The following is a 17,269-nucleotide window of genomic DNA, read 5'->3' as shown; positions in this document are numbered from 1 at the left end:
TAAAGGAAGGATGTAGCAAGTGGCACAGACTTTATACGATAAAATTTGGCAATCTCACGTGGTTGCCAAAATCAATGAACAAACAGACTTACTATATATCGACAGACACTTGGTGCATGAGGTCACATCACCGCAAGCGTTTGCTGGGTTGCGAGAGAAAAACCGTCAAGTGCGCTGTCCAGAAAAAACCTTTGCAACCATGGACCACAATGTGTCTACCAAAAGCCGCTCTATTGATGCGGCCAGCGAAGTGAGTAAAAACCAGCTTCAGGCACTGGCAAATAACTGTGCTGAGTTTGGTGTTCAACTCTATGATCTCGATTCTATCAATCAAGGTATTGTCCATGTAATGGGCCCTGAGCAAGGGATCACTTTACCTGGTACTACGATAGTATGTGGTGATAGTCATACCTCCACCCATGGCGCTTTTGGGGCATTAGCACATGGCATTGGTACATCTGAAGTGGAGCATGTATTGGCGACTCAGACGCTGCAACAGAAAAAAGCTAAGTCGCTTAAAATTCAAATTAATGGTCAGCTTCGTCCAACGGTTACGGCGAAAGATTTGATTATGGCAGTGATTGGTGAGCTCGGTACTGCAGGTGGTACAGGCTATGTTGCTGAGTTTTGCGGTACTGCCATTGAAGCGCTGTCCATGGAATCACGCATGACGCTGTGTAACATGAGTATCGAGATGGGTGCCAAAGCGGGCTTGATTGCGCCGGATGAGATTACCTACGCCTATCTTGAAGGCAGGCCTTTTGCGCCGAAAGGAGAAGATTTCGAGCAGGCCGTCGTTTATTGGAAAACATTACACTCGGATGACGGTGCGTCGTTTGACCGTGTAGTCGAAATGGATGCTGAAGACATTCAGCCGCAGGTCACATGGGGAACAAGCCCTGAGCAAGTCATCGGTATTGATGAACCGATCCCAAACCCTGATGAAGAACAGGACCTAATTAAAGCTGATTCAATGCGTTCTGCATTGAAATATATGGGACTTGAAGCGGGGCAGCGTTTGTCTGATGCCAAGGTAGATACGGTATTTATCGGTTCGTGTACGAATAGTCGTATTGAAGATTTACGCGCAGCGGCAAAAATTGTTGAGGGTAAAAAAGTAGCACAAGGCGTTGAAGCGCTTATCGTACCAGGGTCTGGATTAGTGAAGCAGCAGGCGGAACAAGAAGGTCTAGCGGACATTTTTGTCGCTGCAGGATTTGAATGGCGCGAGCCTGGCTGTTCTATGTGCCTTGCCATGAATGATGATAGATTAGGGGCAGGCAAGCGCTGTGCATCTACATCGAACCGCAATTTTGAAGGGCGCCAAGGTCGCGGTGGGCGCACCCATTTAGTTAGTCCAGCGATGGCCGCAGCGGCCGCGATTGCAGGTCGATTTACCGATATCCGAGGAGCGCAGGCATGAGTGTATACCACAGCGGATTAATGGCACCACTAGATAAAAACAATGTGGATACAGATCAAATCATCCCAAAGCAGTTTTTAACGTCGACTAGTCGAGATGGTTTTGATAAAGCGTTATTTTATGACTGGCGATACCTAGACAGTGGGGAACCTGATCCGAGTTTTGTCTTGAACTACGCACAGTATCAAGGTGCAACCGTCTTACTAACACGCGATAATTTTGGTTGTGGTTCATCGCGAGAGCATGCGCCGTGGGCATTGAAGCAATATGGTTTTAGCGTGATCTTAGCGGAGAGTTTTGCCGATATCTTTTTCAACAACTGCGGCAATAACCAGATGTTGTGCATTGCACTTGGCGCCGACATACTCGATAGTTTATTTGCAGTATGCGAGCGCCAGCCACAAGTGAAGATTGAAATAGATTTGGCACAGCAGGTTATTCGCAGCGATTATTTTGCAGATATCACATTCGAAGTGCGCTCAGATATTAAAGCGAGATTGTTGAGTGGGTTAGATTTTATTGGGGAAACTGAGCAGCTTAATCGTCATATTGATGCGTTTGAGCAGCAACTTAATGCCAATCGACCCTGGCAATAAATTTTCTGTCCACGACGCCAACCGTCGCATTTTTTTGCCATTAAGCCAAAGGCATTCTAGCCTTTGGCTTTTCATATTCAGGAACACAATAATGAACAAGCTTTCTGCTTCTTTGCTGGTTGCCGTAACCATGTTTGCTAGTAGTGCAGCCGTTGCACGCCCTGCGCCTTTAGTATCTATCCCTACTCACGATGCTTTTTTTGACAAGATCAAAGCACATTGTGGAAAAGCATACGAAGGCAAAGTCACGCTTGATAACCAAGGCCCGAGTGCATTTAGTGAAGCGCGTTTGGTAATGCATGTGCGTCGTTGCAATGAGCGCGAGTTGCAAGTGCCATTTCATGTGGGTAAAGATGCGTCACGTACTTGGATCATTACGAAAACGGGAAGCGGTCTAAGCTTGAAACATGACCACCGTCACAAAGACGGCAGTGATGATAAGTCGACAATGTACGGTGGTCACACGGTAGACGCTGGATTTAACAATGTGCAATCATTCCCTGCAGATCAGTACTCTAAAGAACTTTTTATTGCTCATCAGATACCTCAGTCCGCTGGTAATACGTGGCAAATGTTTATCTATGAAGATAAGTTCACATACCGTTTGGTACGTGAGGGTCGTGAATTTAGAGTTGACTTTGATCTAACTAAACCAGTCAAAGCACCAAAAGCGCCTTGGGGCTACCAAGATTAAGCTCCAAATAATGCCAGTATAAAGTTTACTTATACTGGCACGTTGCACGTTATTGCTGCTCTTTTACGCACTTTACTTCTACGCGGAGATCAGGCTGATAGGGGCGAGGAAAAGTCGGTAGACGATCAAAGCTTTGTACGCCTCCATGCAATAATAGCTGCGGTTTCACACCTTGGCAGAGGGACTGGCTGTGGCGTAATAAAAACACACTTTGTTGCAAAAAATGGGCGTAAGAATCTGCTTTTATCTGTAAATAATAATGGTCATCGCTATACTTTATTTGTTCGTAATGTACTTTATGATCAAAGTCATAGTATTTTTCTGTGACGCCTATTTTATTCGGTGTGAAGCTACATGCACTGAGCAGGACCAATGAGGCAATTGAAAGCATTCTCACTGTTTTTTTTCTCACTACTGAGGTTAGAAACGGCATAACTACATGAAACCAATTATCAGGTATTAATCTCCTAATTGTATCAAAAGGGGCGACAATTGTTAGAACGTATACGATTATTTTTGGCAAGCCTAGACACACAATCACAGGCACAAGCTCCGCTGGACTTTGCCACTGCATTGGGCGCATTGATGGTTGAGGTAATGAGAGCGGATAACGAAATCGCGCCTGACGAGCTCACAATGATTGCAAAACTATTGCGACAACACTGCCAACTATCTGAGCAAAGCAGTGAACTTATTCGTACTGAAGCTCAGCGATTGGTTGATGACGCGATAGATCTACATCGATTTGTCAAAGTAGTTAATGACCACACCGATGAAGAGGAGCGCATTGAAGTCATTGAGTTACTTTGGATGGTTGCCTTTGCTGACGGCAAATTAGACCCGCAAGAAGATTACACTGTGCGCAAGTTAGCAGGCCTTATGTATGTTGCGCATGGCGACTTTATCGCCGCCAAGCTCAATGTCAAAGAAGTGCTAGGTTTGGCAGATTAGTGCGTCACTGCCCCTGCTTTAAGTTCATTTTGACAAGATTGAATTGCCTCTTTGATCATAAAATTCACCAAGGTTGGAGAGATGTGGTACATCTTGGCGATTTCTTTTTGCTTTAAACGGCCATCGCGGTAAAAGCTGACAACGTTTTGGTGGCGTTTAGATAGCTTGCCAATGGTGTTATTCACTTTATCTGATAGTTGTGCATCGATATATTTTTCTTCGATATTTGAACTTTCGTCGTCAAACTGCTCTGTTTGAATAGACTCTAAATCGACAAGGGATTCGCGATTTTGCTTACGGATCATATCAATCGCGATGTTTCTAGCAACTTGATAGCAATAGCTTTTGGTGTTTTTCACTTGGCAATCTTGGCACTTTGACATACCAGATAAGCGTAGAAAAGTATCCTGTAAAGCGTCCTCAGCCAGATATGGGCAGCGTAGGATATTGTTCAAATAAGCCAATAATTTCGCTTCATTCTCAGCAATCACTTTAGACCACTTGTTGCACAGCTGCACTGTATTTACTCCTATTTGTCCTAAAAGTTTATCCGTAATAGATAATGCGAATAATTATCACTATTATGTTATTTTGATCTTCCATTAGCAGTCAAGTCTTTTGTGTGGTTTTACTAATTAAAAGCAAATTAACCACAGAGCAAAGAAGTGGTGGTTCTAGCAACTTTCGTTATCAAAAATGCAATAATTGGTTTTGTTATTTTCTTTGGTTTTTTGCGGTTTTATTCGTCTTGGGTGCACGGCATTAAATTTTTAACCGTGATTAAGAACTGAAGGAAAGTTATGAAGTTAAAATCTACATTAATACCTGTTATGGCTGCTTGCACCTTAGCAGGCGGTCATATCTCTGCTCACGAAAGTACTTCGACGATGAGCTTGAGCGAGGATGTTAAAATTACGCGCACCCAGCACGGTGTTCCGCACATTCAAGCTAAATCCCTATTTGGTTTAGGCTATGGTAATGCCTACGCACAGGCACAAGATCATGCATGTATTTTGGCGGATGGTTATGTACGTGTAAAAGGTGAGCGCGCCAAGTACCTAGGACCACATAAAAACGGTCAGGACAACTTTTTTGTAAGCCTAGATTTAGGCTATAAAATTATTGATTTACATGGTCGAGTGGAGCGGGAATATACCAACCTGTCGGCAGATACTCGTGCGTTAGCAGATGGATTTGCAGCAGGTTATAACCAGTATTTACAAGATGTGAATTCAGGTAAAGCTACATTGGCACCAGCCTGTAGTGGCCAAGCTTGGGTAAAACCTATCAGCGGTGTTGATGTGGTTGCATCCGTATTAGCCTCTGCGGTACAAAACAGCATTGGCCGCTTGTTAGTGCAAATCTTACAGGCGAATCCGGGTACTGGTAACGAGTGGCTGCCAACTATCGCCAAGCAGGAGAGCAAGCAATCACAGCCATGGCTCATGGCAAGCAATACCAACTACCAACCAAAACAGCTAACACAGGGTTCAAATGGTTGGGCAATGGGTCATGAAGTGACAGAGAATGGTCGCGGCTTGCTTTTGGCAAACCCACACTTCCCATTTAACGGTAATTTACGATTTTGGGCGAACCATGCAAGTGTTGAGGGGGACTTTAGTACCATGGGTGCCTCAGTGGTTGGCGTGCCTGGTATCGTCAATATTGGTTTCAATCAAGATTTGGCATGGACCCACACTTACTCTTCAGCCCGACATGAAGTCATTTATCAGCTAGAGTTAAATCCTGCAAACCCGCTGCAATACAAATTTGATGGTCAGTGGGTCGATATTGAAAAGCAGCAGGTCAATGTAGAAGTGTTGACGCCGATGGGTGTGTTAACCATGAAAAAAGATTACTTCACTACGCCAATTGGCTATGTTCTTGAAGATCAGCAAAACTTTAAATGGGATAGCAAAAATGCCTATGTAGTACGCGATACTAACCTCAATAATTTGGAGGGGATAGATCACTGGTTGGCTATGAATCGTGCATCAAATCTTGATGAGTTTATCGATACATTCAAAACACTCGATGGTTTGGCATTTAACAACACACTCGTGGCAGATAAACACGGCGAAGTATTTTATATCGATGATTCTAATGTACCTGATCTGCCTGCGGTGGGTGAAGAGCTACTGCGCTCTCATCCTGTGATTTCTGAAGTGTATAAGAAAACCCGTTTGGCTGTACTACCGGGGACCAGCAGTGCATTAGTATATCAGCAAGAAGTTCCTTACGAGCGTGCGCCTAAGTTGCGCCGCAACGACTATGTACTCAATGCCAATAACTCATACTGGCTGACAAACCTGAAGGAAAAGCTCAGAGGTTATTCTCCACTGTACGGTCACGTTGATTACAAGCAAACTCGTCGTACTCGCTACAATTTAAACTTGATGCGCTTTGCACGAGGTGCCGATGGTAAGTTTGACCGCCACGAGTTGGAAAGCATTGTAACGGGTACTAGTGCATCATTTGAGTTGTATAAACCAACTGTGATGGCAACGTGTGCTTTGTACGCAGGACAAACTATCGCCGTGACAGAGACATTGAGCATGCCTGTGGATCCCACCTGTAAGGCATTCGCAAAATGGGACGGTAAATTCAATGCAGACTCTGTATCAGCACCACTGGCGAAAGAGTTCTTTAGTTTATTAGAAGATGAAGATCTTTTAATTCAATTTAATTCTGCCTTCCCAGCCGTGACACCGAGCATTGTTAAAGCAGAAAAGTCGACACTGGTTAAGCTTCTCGCTGCCAGCAAGCAGCTAGAAAATGCAGGTTTTGCCATTGATGCGCCATTGGGTGAGTTACAGTACTTGCAAAAAGGTGAACGCCGCATTCCTTGGCCAGGTGCAGAGCATAACAGTGGTGGTTTCAATATTTACTCAACTACCAACGCCATGGATTTAACCTCGTTCGCACCACAATATGCTGCGCCAATGAAAGAAGTACTTAATGAAAACTGGACAATAAGTACAGGTTTAAGTACCGATGGTTACCCTATTAACTATGGTTCTAGCTGGATGATGGTTGTCGGTTTTGACGAGCATGGACCACAAGCACGTGGCCTGTTGACTTATTCGCAGAGTAATAATCCAAACTCGCCGCACTTCACAGATGCGAGTGATCATTATGCTGCGGGCAAAGGGTTAATTGATTTGCCGTATACCGATGCTCAGATCAAGCAAAATAAAGTCAGCGAAATCACACTTAGCGTGAAAAAAGACTAAAAATCCTAGACTGTCGCGCGTCACAGTGGCGACAGTCTAATTTTTGGAAAAATGTGATGAGTTTTGACAACGAAAACGGCACTTTTAAAGTAATCATTAACCACGAAGAACAATACTCTTTATGGCCGAGTTATAAGACGATCCCTGGTGGCTGGCAAGACACGGGCGTAAGCGGTGATAAAGCAACTTGTCTAGAGTATATCAAAACCCATTGGACGGATATGCGTCCTTTGAGTCTGCGCCAAGCGATGGCGTAAGCAATTAGGTTATTAAGTGATATTGGAACTGGCAATTAGGTGACATGGGATACCCATATCTCGGTAGGCTGGATTTCACTATCGCTTCATATCGTCACCAAGCGAGTTTCTACCTCAGAAACAATCACTATTTAAGCGCATCATACAACAGTTCAGCTACCGGGTATTAACCAATATGCGCACAGCTAGTTATATCTCATGGAGTAAATCATGACCGCCATTACCATCATGGATCATTTAGCGCAACATGCCGCGCATCAGCCGGATAAAACAGCGCTGGTATGTGTTGATAAAAAAGCACACACGCCATGGAGCTATGGAGAGCTTTACGCGCATAGCCTTATGGTTGCGAGCCATATTCAAAAACACGCCAAAGCGGGTGACAGAGCACTGATCTTGATGGATACAGGAATTGAGTATGTGGCGAGCTTTTTAGCCTGCCAATATCTCGGTGTAACGGCCATACCCAGCTTTCCACCTGAATCGACCAAAGCACAGCATATTGCGCGCACAGTAGGTATAGCTGAAGATTCAGAAGCCGCAGTGGTACTGACAACAGCACGTTTCACCGCGACTGTAGAGGCGTTAGTGGAGCAGGTTAGTGGCAGTAAGATGATGGTCATTGACGAGTGTTGTGAACAAGCAGAACAGGTAGAACGTCACCCTGCGCAATCTGACGAAATTGCATTTTTACAGTATACCTCTGGGTCTACAGCCAAACCCAAAGGAGTGATGGTCAGCCATGGCAATTTACTGGCCAATGAAAAAGCCATTGCCGAGGGGATGCAACTTACTGAGCAGGATGTATTGGTAAGTTGGTTGCCTCTATTTCATGATATGGGTCTCATTGGGGGGTTATTACAGCCAATTTATACAGGCTATAAGTTGGTGCTTTGCTCACCTCGTTATTTTATGGAGCGCCCTGCACGTTGGTTGCAACTCATTGATCAGTACCAAGCAACCATCAGTGGTGGGCCTGATTTCTCATATCGATTGTGCATCGAACGTATCAAAGATAAGCAAGTAGCTGACCTTAATCTCAGTAGTTTGCGTGCATTTTTCTCAGGTGCAGAGCCTATTCGTCATGACACGCTACTCAACTTTGCTGACAAATATGCCCCGTTGGGCTTTAAGGCAAGTGCCTTGTACCCTTGTTATGGTTTGGCGGAAGGCACGTTATTTGTCACCGGAAGTATTCCCTCTCAAGGTGCGGTTATCAAGGCGTTTGACAACCGCTCATTGGCGTCAGGTAAAGCTATTTTGCAACACGCACAAGATAGCAGAGATACACAAGATTACAGCCATCAAGTGAGCTGTGGTGTGGCAGCCAGTGAGCACCAAGTACGTATCACTTGCCCATCGAGTTACGATGAAGTTGCAGAAGGCGGAATTGGTGAAATCTGGGTCAGCGGCCCAAGCATCGCATTAGGTTATTGGCGAAACGAACAGGCCACACAAGAAACGTTTGTAGAACATATTGGTAAGCGCTGGTTAAGAACCGGTGACGTGGGTTACGTTTACGCTGGGCAGCTATATATATCGGGCCGTCAGAAAGATTTGATCATCATGAATGGCCACAATGTATATCCACAAGATATTGAGCGAGCGATAGAAGATGCGTTGAGTTTTGTGCGCCAGGGTCGTGTGTCGGCCTTTCCAGTGCCCAGTGAACAAAGTGGCGAGGGCATTGGCATTGCGATTGAAACGGCCAATGTGTATCGCAATGAGGTGCCAGCGGAGCAAACCGCGCTGATTGTCAGAGACTTTATCATTGAGCAATTTGGAAATTGTCCTGAGCTGGTATTGCTACTTGACCAAGGTGGGCTGCCAAAAACCTCAAGTGGTAAATTGCAGCGCAGTGCATGTATGAAGTTGTTGAACGACGATAAATTGGCAACTTATGGCGTCTTTACGCTTGCACACTTGCAGCAGTTATCAACTTGCCACGGTGGAGACGATCAAACAGAGTGGGATGAGCTAGCGCGCGGCTTAGCAGACATATGGCAAAACGTGCTGCGCTACCCAGTTAATCACAATGAGATAGACTTTTTTGCCCTAGGGGGCAGTTCAATAAAAGCGGCTTTATTGCTGGCAAAAGTGCAGGAAACGTATCATTGCCAAATAGATCCAACCGCCGTTTTTGCAGCGCATAAATTTGGCGATTTCTGCCAATTGGTACGTGACAGTATCGCCACGGGTGAGCAGCAACATGCTATCCCTGCACTGGCACAAAAAGCCTATCCACTCAGTGCCCAGCAGCAAAGACAATTATTCCTTTGGCAGCTTGAGCCGCTGAGCAGCGCCTATCATATTGGCGCAAGCTTAACGCTACATGGAGACATACATGAAGCGCACTTACAAGCCGCAGTTGCTCATGTTTTAGCGCAGCAAGGTGTATTGCGCCACGCATATGGAAAGGATGAGCACGGCCAGTGGCAGCAGCAAGTAACACCGCAAACGCTTAATTGGCAGTGTGTCGATCACAGTCAACAGCACGACTCAGCACAAACCAGTGTATGGCGCCAAGCTTTTTACCAGCAGCCATTTGCACTTGAGCGTGGTGAAAACTTCAGAACAGCACTGGTCAAGCAACCGGAAAACTGCTATCAGCTGGTATTAGTTATGCACCATATTGCCAGTGATGCGTGGAGTTTTGACTTGGTATTGGCTGATATCAGCCGTAACTATCAGTTGATATGTGAAGGTAAAGCACTGCCAACAGCATCTTCTCAAGTGAATTATGGTGATTTTTCTGCTTGGCAGCAGCAGTGGCTAACAAGCGTTGACGCGCAAAAGCAATTGACCTATTGGCAAGCGCAATTACAAAGCAACGACGATGAAGAGTTACTTGTTCCTCAACATCCAAGGCAAGCGAATGGACCTGCGCCAATGCAAAGCCAAACGGTGCAGCTATCATATCAAGAAGTTGAAAAGTTACAGGCACTTGCTCATAGTCACGGCGCGAGCTTGTTCATGTTATTGCTCAGTAGTTTACAGGTATTTTTCTACCGCTACACTGGTAAGCGCAAGCCGCGTATCGGTGTACCGGTTGCCAACCGTCGCAGTTCAGAATTGCACTCTTTGATGGGCTTTTTCATCAATACCTTGGTGCAGCGCAACGAGCTGTCGGCGCAGCAAAGTTTTATTGAGGTGTTGTCTGCAACCAAGGTGCATGCCATCAATGCACAAAAAAATCAGGACTTGCCATTTGAAAAGCTGGTCGAGGTGATAAACCCTGATCGCAGCCTCGGGCAGAATCCACTGTTTCAAGTGATGTTTAATCACCTTGAACAAGATGTGCAACAAGCACTGGATTTACCCGGTGTTGAGGTTGAAGAAGTGGTGGCGCTGCAAGATCAAGCGCAATTTGATCTAAGCATCGATTCACGCCTACTCAATAGCGGTGAGCTCATACTTGAGTTTCAGTACAATGCAGCGCTGTATAACACTGAGTATATGCAAGCCGTGACGTCGGCATTTGTTGTGCTATTGAACGAGATCGTGACTGCGCCACACAACGCAATTGGCAATTTGGCCATTCACTCTCAACAAGCAGCTGCCTTACAGTTGGGCCAAGGTGAAGAAATTAGCTTACCGGATGCATCTTGGCTGCAAAATATCAGTGATCTTGCACAGCGAGATCCCACGCGTACTGCTGTGATATTTAATGATCAACACTACAGCTTTGAATGGTTAGAGCATACGTCAAATCGTCTGGCTCATGGCTTAATTGAAAAAGGGTTAGGCTTTGAGTCCGTAGTTGGGGTAATGCAAAACCGTAAGCCATTGATGCTGGCGAGCACCTTAGCCTGCTTGAAAGCAGGTGCTGCGTATCTGCCACTGGATAAACAATTCCCAGCAGATAAATTACAGCACATGCTCAATGACAGTGGCTGCCAAGCTATTATCAGTGACGAAGCTCAATTGGCGGTTGCTTTCGAAGGCGCATTGTTATCACCGCAAACTCTCTTGAGTGAGCAGCACCAACACATATCACTCCCTGAGGTTGAGCATCATGCAAATCAAACTGCTTATTTAAATTATACCTCGGGCTCAACAGGCAAGGCGAAAGGTGTGGCAATCGAACTGGGTGCACTTGCGCACTATATCGAGTCAGCTAAGCGCTTTATTAATTTGCAAGCGAATGATGTGGTATTGCAATTTGCCACAGCAAACTTCGATGCATTCGTCGAGCAGTTATTCCCAACTTGGGCTGTGGGCGGTGCAGTATTGCTGCGTGGTGATGCGCTTTGGGATGCCGATACCCTTTACCAACAGGCACAAAAACATGATGTCGCTGTGATGGATTTAAGTGCTGCTTACTGGCGCAGCATCAGCGCGAGTTGGGCACGCAAAGCACAGCAGGCGGTATTGAGCTTGCCAAAACTACGTCAAGTTCACTCTGGAGGTGAAGCCATGTCTGTCGCGGGGATCCAAGATTGGCAAAACACCGGCTTGTCTCATGTGCGGTTATTAAACACTTATGGACCGACAGAAATCGTGGTAGAGGCTGCGATCCACCCCTGCCAAGACTTTACTGCACGCGAGGGTCAATCAGTGCCGCTAGGCCATGCTTTGGCGGGGCGTAAACTTTACGTATTGGATGACAACCTCGAAGTTGTTTCCAACGGGCAAATAGGTCAGTTGTATGTTGGTGGCGATATTTTAGCGCGCGGTTATTGGGCGCAGCCTGAGATGACGGCCACGCGTTTTATTGCAGATCCTTTCTGTGATGAGGGCGCACGTATGTATGCCACAGGTGATTTAGTCAGTTGGCAAGGCAATGACTTGATGTATCACGGTCGTAATGACCATCAGGTGAAAGTACGTGGCTTTAGAGTAGAGCTGGGCGAAATTGAACAGCACCTAAGCCAGTTGCCTGGGGTGGAGATGGCAGTCGTAGTCACTGAACAGCAAGCCCATGGCCTAGGATTGATAGCTTATATTCAAAGCGCCAAATTCGCAGATGACACATTCGCTGACAAGCTAAAAAGAGCGTTAAGTGAGCGCTTGCCAACCTATATGGTGCCGGGCGACATCATAGTGTTAGAAAAACTCCCAGTTAACGCCAGTGGCAAACTGGAGCGTCAGCAGTTACCAAAAGTAACGCGAGCCGCACAGCAGGTCGAGCTTGCCCAGAATGGAACCGAGCAGCTCATCGCGGATATTTGGCAAAAGCACCTTAAAACTGAAGATATCGACAGGCATGCCAACTTCTTTGATGTTGGCGGTCACTCGCTGCTGTTGATGGCCGTGTATGAAGAGTTGAAGCTTCAATACCCTAACTTACAAATGACGGAGCTGTTTGCCCATCCGAGCATAGCCAGTTTGGCCGTGTTACTCGGTGGAGCACAATCTAAATCAGCCTCGGTTACCACCAATAAACCAACTGGCGCGAAACAAAAACGCGGCATGGGCGCGATTGCAGCGCGTAAAAGAAAAGCAAGAGAATCATAACAATGTCAGAAAGTAATTATAGTGAACTAGATATTGCCATCGTCGGTATGGCAGGTCGTTTCCCGGATGCACAAAACGTCGATGCGCTGTGGGAAAATGTGCGTGACGGGCACTGTGCAGTGCAAGATTTAGACGACGAGACACTACGAGCGGCGGGCGTAAGCGAGGAAGATCTAGCACATCCTGATTATGTAAAACGCGGTATTCCATTTTCTGGCATGGCGCAATTTGATGCCGCATTTTTTGGTTATACGCCAAAAGAAGCGGCGCAGCTTGACCCACAGCAACGGGTATTTTTGCAAACTTGTTGGCATGCGTTGGAGCATGCAGGTATTACCACTGGGAACAGTAACTTCACTGGTGTGTTTGCCGGTTGTGGTGTGCCTGCGTACTTGTTACAGAACTTACTCGGGGATAGCCAACAAGACATCACTAGCTTGTTGGCGCTGACCAATGGCAATGATAAAGACTCTTTGGCAACTCGAGTGAGTTACGAACTGGATCTAACGGGCCCGGCTGTTACAGTACAAACTGCGTGTTCAACGTCTTTAGTCGCGGTGCATATGGCATGTCGCTCACTGCAAAACTATGAGTGTGATTCGGCATTGGCAGGTGGTGTTTGGCTCAATTTAAATCATCAACAAGGCTACCATGCCCCTGCGGGTGGGAGCTTATCACCATCTGGGCAGTTGAGCGCATTTGGTGAACACGCCGATGGGATCCTAATTGGTAGTGGCAGTGCGGCGGTTGTACTTAAGCGCGTTGAAGATGCGATTGAGCAAGGTGACAATATACTTGCGGTGATCAAAGGCTCAGCCATTAACAATGATGGTAAAGAAAAAGTAGGCTATACTGCGCCAAGTGTGACAGGTCAAGCTGGCGCCATTGAAGCGGCGCTCGAATTTGCTGATATTGAGCCAAGCTCGGTTGGCTATATTGAAACCCATGGCACAGGTACAACTTTAGGCGATCCCATCGAAATTGCCGCTTTGAGCCGAGCTTATGGGCAGTGTGGCAAGCAGCAAATCGCAATCGGTTCAATCAAAGCCAATATCGGTCACTTGGACTCGGCTGCGGGGGTTACTGGGCTTATCAAAGCAGTGCAAGCACTGCGTCACAAAACGTTACCTCCGAGTTTGCACTGCGAGCCTCTAAACAGCAAGATTGACTTTGCCAACAGTCCGTTTTACGTCAATACCCAGTTGCAGCCATGGCACAGTGACTCGGTACGCCGAGCGGCGGTCAGCTCATTGGGGATGGGTGGAACTAATGCCCATGTCATTTTAGAAGAATACAATGCACCTGCGGCTTCTTACGATCAATCAACGCCATGGCATATCTTACCGCTCTCTGGTAATGCGCAATCATCCCTTGAGGCACAGCGACAAGCCCTAGCGATTAAACTTCAACAAAGTTCAGATAACTTAGCGCTGATCGCAGCACAATTGCAGCATAATCGCACCGCACACACGGTTCGTCATGCGGTGGTTGCCGACAGCGCAGAGCAGGCACAGCAGTTATTGATGCGCGATATTCACGGTGACAAAACCTGCGCGGTTCAGGTGGCGTTGATGTTCTCCGGTCAAGGTTCACAATATGTCACGATGGCCCAGCCACTGTTAAAACATGTTCCAGAATTCAAACTTCAGTTTGACGCGGTTGTCGCATTATTTGATGCTGGTTTACAAGATGAGCTACGCCGTGTCTTTACCCCAAATGATGATGAGGTGCTAGCAGCTAATCAGTTACTTGGGCAAACCCGCGTGACGCAACCTGCATTATTTGTCGTGGCCTATGCGATGGCTAAGTGTTATCAGGGGCACGGCATCCATATTGAGGCTATGTTGGGACACAGTGTTGGCGAGTATGTGGCAGCGTGTTTGAGCGAAGTGATGAGCTTGGAAACAGCTGTAAAGCTAGTGACAGCCCGTGGTGAAGCGCTGCAAAAAATGGCGCCAGGAGCGATGCTTTCAGTGATGAGTGATGCGCCAAGTTTGCAGCCCTATTTAAATGATCAGTTAGATATTGCAGCTTGCAATAGTCCGAGTAATACGGTTGTAGCGGGCAGCAAAGAAGCCATAAAAGCGTTGCAAAGTGAGCTAAAAGCCGCTGATATCAGCGTGACGCGACTCCATGTGTCCCATGCTTTCCACAGTCACCTTACTGAGCCTGTGTTGGAAGAGTTTTCTGAGGTCCTCAAACAGGTGCAATTACATGCCCCACAAACACCGTTTGTTTCAAATGTTACAGGCACTTGGATCACACCAGAGCAAGCGACATCGCCTCAGTACTGGCTTGATCATATTCGCCAAGCGGTGAACTTTGTCGATGGCGTGAAAACCCTAGCCGCACAATGTAACGTGCTGATAGAAGCTGGCCCGGGAGATACCCTACAAAAGTTGGCTGCACAATCAGTGAATGAGGATGTCACGGTCTTAAATTCGATTGCTCATGCGCGAGATTTAAAAGCGCCAGTGCCTCCCTTTGTGAAAACGCTGGCAAAATTGTGGCAATTGGGCGTCGAGGTCAACTGGTCACAGGTTTCTGCACATCCACACAATACAGAAATCGCCTTTCCAGCATACCAGTTTGATACAACAGAGTACTGGGTTGATGCTAAAACTAATACGACATCGGCTGTATCTGTCAGCACCAGTGCTGGGCCTGAGCTGCTAGCACCAATTTGGCAGCAACAACTTAATTCTGCCGCATTGGCCCCGAACTTAGTGGGCGAAAAAGTGGTGATGATTGCCACCGACGCACCACTGTGTTCACTGATAAGTGCAGCACTGGTTGGCTCTGGTGCAGCAGTGACTGTGGTTTGGCAAGGCGAATCATTCAGTGCCCTTGAGCAGGGGCAATACCGTGTAAATTGCCAAGACCAAAGTCAGTTGAATGAGCTGCAGGAGCAACTTGGCGGCTTCGATCGCATAGTAGATTGCCGTTTGTTAGACGCGCAAAGCTGTGGTTATCAACTTCTTCTACCTCTTGCTAAGTGGTTACTGGGCCAAAGCACAATGCAGTGGACTGTGGTTGCGAGTGAGTTATTCAGTGTGCTGGGGGAAGAAACGGTATCGGCAGACAAGGCAACTGCACTGGGTATCACACGAGTGATAGGCATGGAACAGGCTGCCATTCGTTGTCAGTTGCGAGAAGTGTCTGCTGCACAGCGCGATGCAACACAATCAAATATTGCAATGCAGCTGGTTGAGGATCTGGGCAATGACGCAACCGAAGTTGCGTACCGTGGGCGCCAGCGCTTTATTCTGACTGAGCAAGTAGTGCCGAAAGCGGATGCTTTGGTAAACTCAGTATCGACGCCAGTGACCTTTATCACTGGTGGATTGGGCGGGGTTGGTCTGGTATTGGCTAACTTATTGGTGGCACAAGGCCACGCTGTTATCTTGCAAACTCGCGGTGAGTTTCCTGCAAGTGAGCGTTGGTCTGAACTATTGAGTGGCGATGACGTCGATGACAAGCTGGCGAACCAGATCCGTGCTTTACAATCACTTAAAGCCAATGGTGCGCGTGTCGCTGTCGTTACGGCGGATGTACTTGATATTGCCAGTTTAAATGTCGCAATTAGCCACGCGGAGCAGTCTCTTGGCCGTATCACTCAAGTGATCCACGCCGCAGGATTACCTGGTGGCGGGATGCTTGCTCAAGTATCCGCTGAGCAGGCTGCACAAAGTATGGCTGCGAAAACTCGCGGTACTGATAATTTGTTGGCTGCGTTTAAAGCTCACAGTCTTGAACGTATGATTTTGTGTTCATCACTGGCGTCAGTACTCGGCGCTATGGGTCAAAGTGACTATTGTGCAGCCAATAGTTACCTCGATGCCGTCGCGATGCAGTCACATCCTTTCTTAGTGCAGTCGATTAATTGGGATGCGTGGGCAAATATTGGTATGGCAGCAGGGCACAGTGTCGGTGAAGACTTTGGTATTAATGAGGCCGCAGCGCAAATTTTACTAGCGGGTATTGCGCAATCGAAAGCGTCGCAATTGTATGCGGCAAGTTTATCGTGGCAAGCGCGTGCAGATAAAGTTGCAGAACTAACGGAAAAGTTAATGCAAGCAACCACCTCAGTACCGAAAGGCCACAAACGCCCTGACTTAGATACGGAGTTTGAAGCACCAGAAAGCGAGTTAGAGTTACAACTTGCCGCGATATGGGGAGAGTTTTTAGGCTTTGATGAAATTGGCATTTTTGACAACCTATTCGAGTTAGGCGGCGACTCGCTTATCGCCATTCAAATGTTGGCGAAAGTTAAACAGCAGTTTGCGGTAGAAATCGAGCCTGCAACCTTTTTTGAAGATCCCAATTTAGATAATCTCACCTTCCTGATCGAAGAGCAGTTGCTCCAAGAGTAAGCGAGTATTCGCGACACATATGACACTTTTTTGGAGGCCTTTTTGGCCTCCTGCTTTATTTTTTTCCTTTCCCAACGTCTAGCTGGCATCGAGAGCAATTTTACCAACACATCAAAGCAAAATTCGATGTAACTACCACAGTCATCAATTCAAACTCATCAGCCCAAAAAGACAGCTTGTCTGTTTTTTGCCGCTGCATGTGGTTGTGGATGAGAGCAGGTATTTGGCCAAAACATATTGCAATACGGTTGAGTTAGAGCGCAGTGAGCCGCTCAACTTTGAGCG

Annotated in this window: 10 protein-coding genes; 8 read left to right on the top strand and 2 right to left on the bottom strand. The window is 46.8% G+C overall.

What is annotated here, in order from left to right; genetic code table 11:
* Positions 1-19 precede the first annotated feature (19 nt).
* From leuC to J8M00_RS23335, 3 genes are all read left to right on the top strand, one after another.
* Positions 20-1,423, top strand: coding sequence for a 3-isopropylmalate dehydratase large subunit (gene leuC, locus J8M00_RS23345; protein WP_211012849.1), 1,404 nt, complete (start codon positions 20-22; stop codon positions 1,421-1,423).
* The gene (leuD, locus tag J8M00_RS23340) at positions 1,420-2,019 is read left to right on the top strand and encodes a 3-isopropylmalate dehydratase small subunit (protein ID WP_211012848.1); all 600 of its coding nucleotides are present in this window, start codon (positions 1,420-1,422) and stop codon (positions 2,017-2,019) included. The genes leuC and leuD overlap by 4 nt, the downstream gene beginning before the upstream one ends.
* A gap of 91 nt (positions 2,020-2,110) precedes the next feature.
* A complete protein-coding gene (locus tag J8M00_RS23335; protein WP_211012847.1) occupies positions 2,111-2,713 on the top strand; it encodes a hypothetical protein in 603 nt (200 codons plus the stop codon).
* A 49-nt stretch (positions 2,714-2,762) separates the two neighbouring features.
* On the opposite strand, the gene J8M00_RS23330 is transcribed toward J8M00_RS23335, so the two are convergent.
* A complete protein-coding gene (locus J8M00_RS23330) occupies positions 2,763-3,104 on the bottom strand; it encodes a hypothetical protein (protein WP_247687527.1) in 342 nt (113 codons plus the stop codon).
* A gap of 101 nt (positions 3,105-3,205) precedes the next feature.
* Between J8M00_RS23330 and J8M00_RS23325 the strand changes: the two genes are divergently transcribed.
* Positions 3,206-3,664, top strand: coding sequence for a TerB family tellurite resistance protein (locus J8M00_RS23325; RefSeq protein WP_211012846.1), 459 nt, complete (start codon positions 3,206-3,208; stop codon positions 3,662-3,664).
* Here the strand turns inward: J8M00_RS23325 and J8M00_RS23320 are convergent.
* Complete coding sequence (locus J8M00_RS23320) at positions 3,661-4,182, bottom strand: RNA polymerase sigma factor (RefSeq protein WP_023401251.1); 522 nt, start codon at positions 4,180-4,182, stop codon at positions 3,661-3,663. The genes J8M00_RS23325 and J8M00_RS23320 overlap by 4 nt on opposite strands.
* 282 nt (positions 4,183-4,464) lie before the next feature.
* On the opposite strand from J8M00_RS23320, the gene J8M00_RS23315 reads away from it, so the two are divergent.
* The 4 genes from J8M00_RS23315 (at position 4,465) to J8M00_RS23300 (ending at position 16,984) form a co-directional block, all read left to right on the top strand.
* Entirely contained in the window at positions 4,465-6,897 is a 2,433-nt protein-coding gene (locus J8M00_RS23315) for a penicillin acylase family protein (protein ID WP_211012845.1), read from the top strand.
* Between the two features lie 56 nt (positions 6,898-6,953).
* Complete coding sequence (locus J8M00_RS23310; RefSeq protein ID WP_211012844.1) at positions 6,954-7,154, top strand: MbtH family protein; 201 nt, start codon at positions 6,954-6,956, stop codon at positions 7,152-7,154.
* A gap of 210 nt (positions 7,155-7,364) precedes the next feature.
* Positions 7,365-12,611: a non-ribosomal peptide synthetase gene (locus J8M00_RS23305; RefSeq protein WP_211012843.1), complete on the top strand. Its 5,247-nt coding sequence runs from the start codon at positions 7,365-7,367 to the stop codon at positions 12,609-12,611.
* A 2-nt stretch (positions 12,612-12,613) separates the two neighbouring features.
* Complete coding sequence (locus J8M00_RS23300; RefSeq protein ID WP_211012842.1) at positions 12,614-16,984, top strand: type I polyketide synthase; 4,371 nt, start codon at positions 12,614-12,616, stop codon at positions 16,982-16,984.
* Positions 16,985-17,269 lie beyond the last annotated feature (285 nt).

Source organism: Pseudoalteromonas luteoviolacea, assembly GCF_018100925.1.
In the GTDB taxonomy this organism is placed as follows: Bacteria; Pseudomonadota; Gammaproteobacteria; order Enterobacterales; family Alteromonadaceae; genus Pseudoalteromonas; species Pseudoalteromonas obscura.
The sequence above is the reverse complement of the archived record's forward strand: the minus strand, read 5'-3'. Positions and strand labels throughout refer to the sequence as shown.

What these genes read in the sequence shown, in the direction of transcription:
- J8M00_RS23330 (WP_247687527.1), bottom strand. Translation starts at nt 3,104, where the DNA reads ATGCTTTCAATTGCCTCATTGGTCCTGCTCAGTGCATGTAGCTTCACA.
- leuD (WP_211012848.1), top strand. Translation starts at nt 1,420, where the DNA reads ATGAGTGTATACCACAGCGGATTAATGGCACCACTAGATAAAAACAAT.
- J8M00_RS23315 (WP_211012845.1), top strand. Translation starts at nt 4,465, where the DNA reads ATGAAGTTAAAATCTACATTAATACCTGTTATGGCTGCTTGCACCTTA.
- J8M00_RS23300 (WP_211012842.1), top strand. Translation starts at nt 12,614, where the DNA reads ATGTCAGAAAGTAATTATAGTGAACTAGATATTGCCATCGTCGGTATG.
- J8M00_RS23310 (WP_211012844.1), top strand. Translation starts at nt 6,954, where the DNA reads ATGAGTTTTGACAACGAAAACGGCACTTTTAAAGTAATCATTAACCAC.
- J8M00_RS23335 (WP_211012847.1), top strand. Translation starts at nt 2,111, where the DNA reads ATGAACAAGCTTTCTGCTTCTTTGCTGGTTGCCGTAACCATGTTTGCT.
- J8M00_RS23305 (WP_211012843.1), top strand. Translation starts at nt 7,365, where the DNA reads ATGACCGCCATTACCATCATGGATCATTTAGCGCAACATGCCGCGCAT.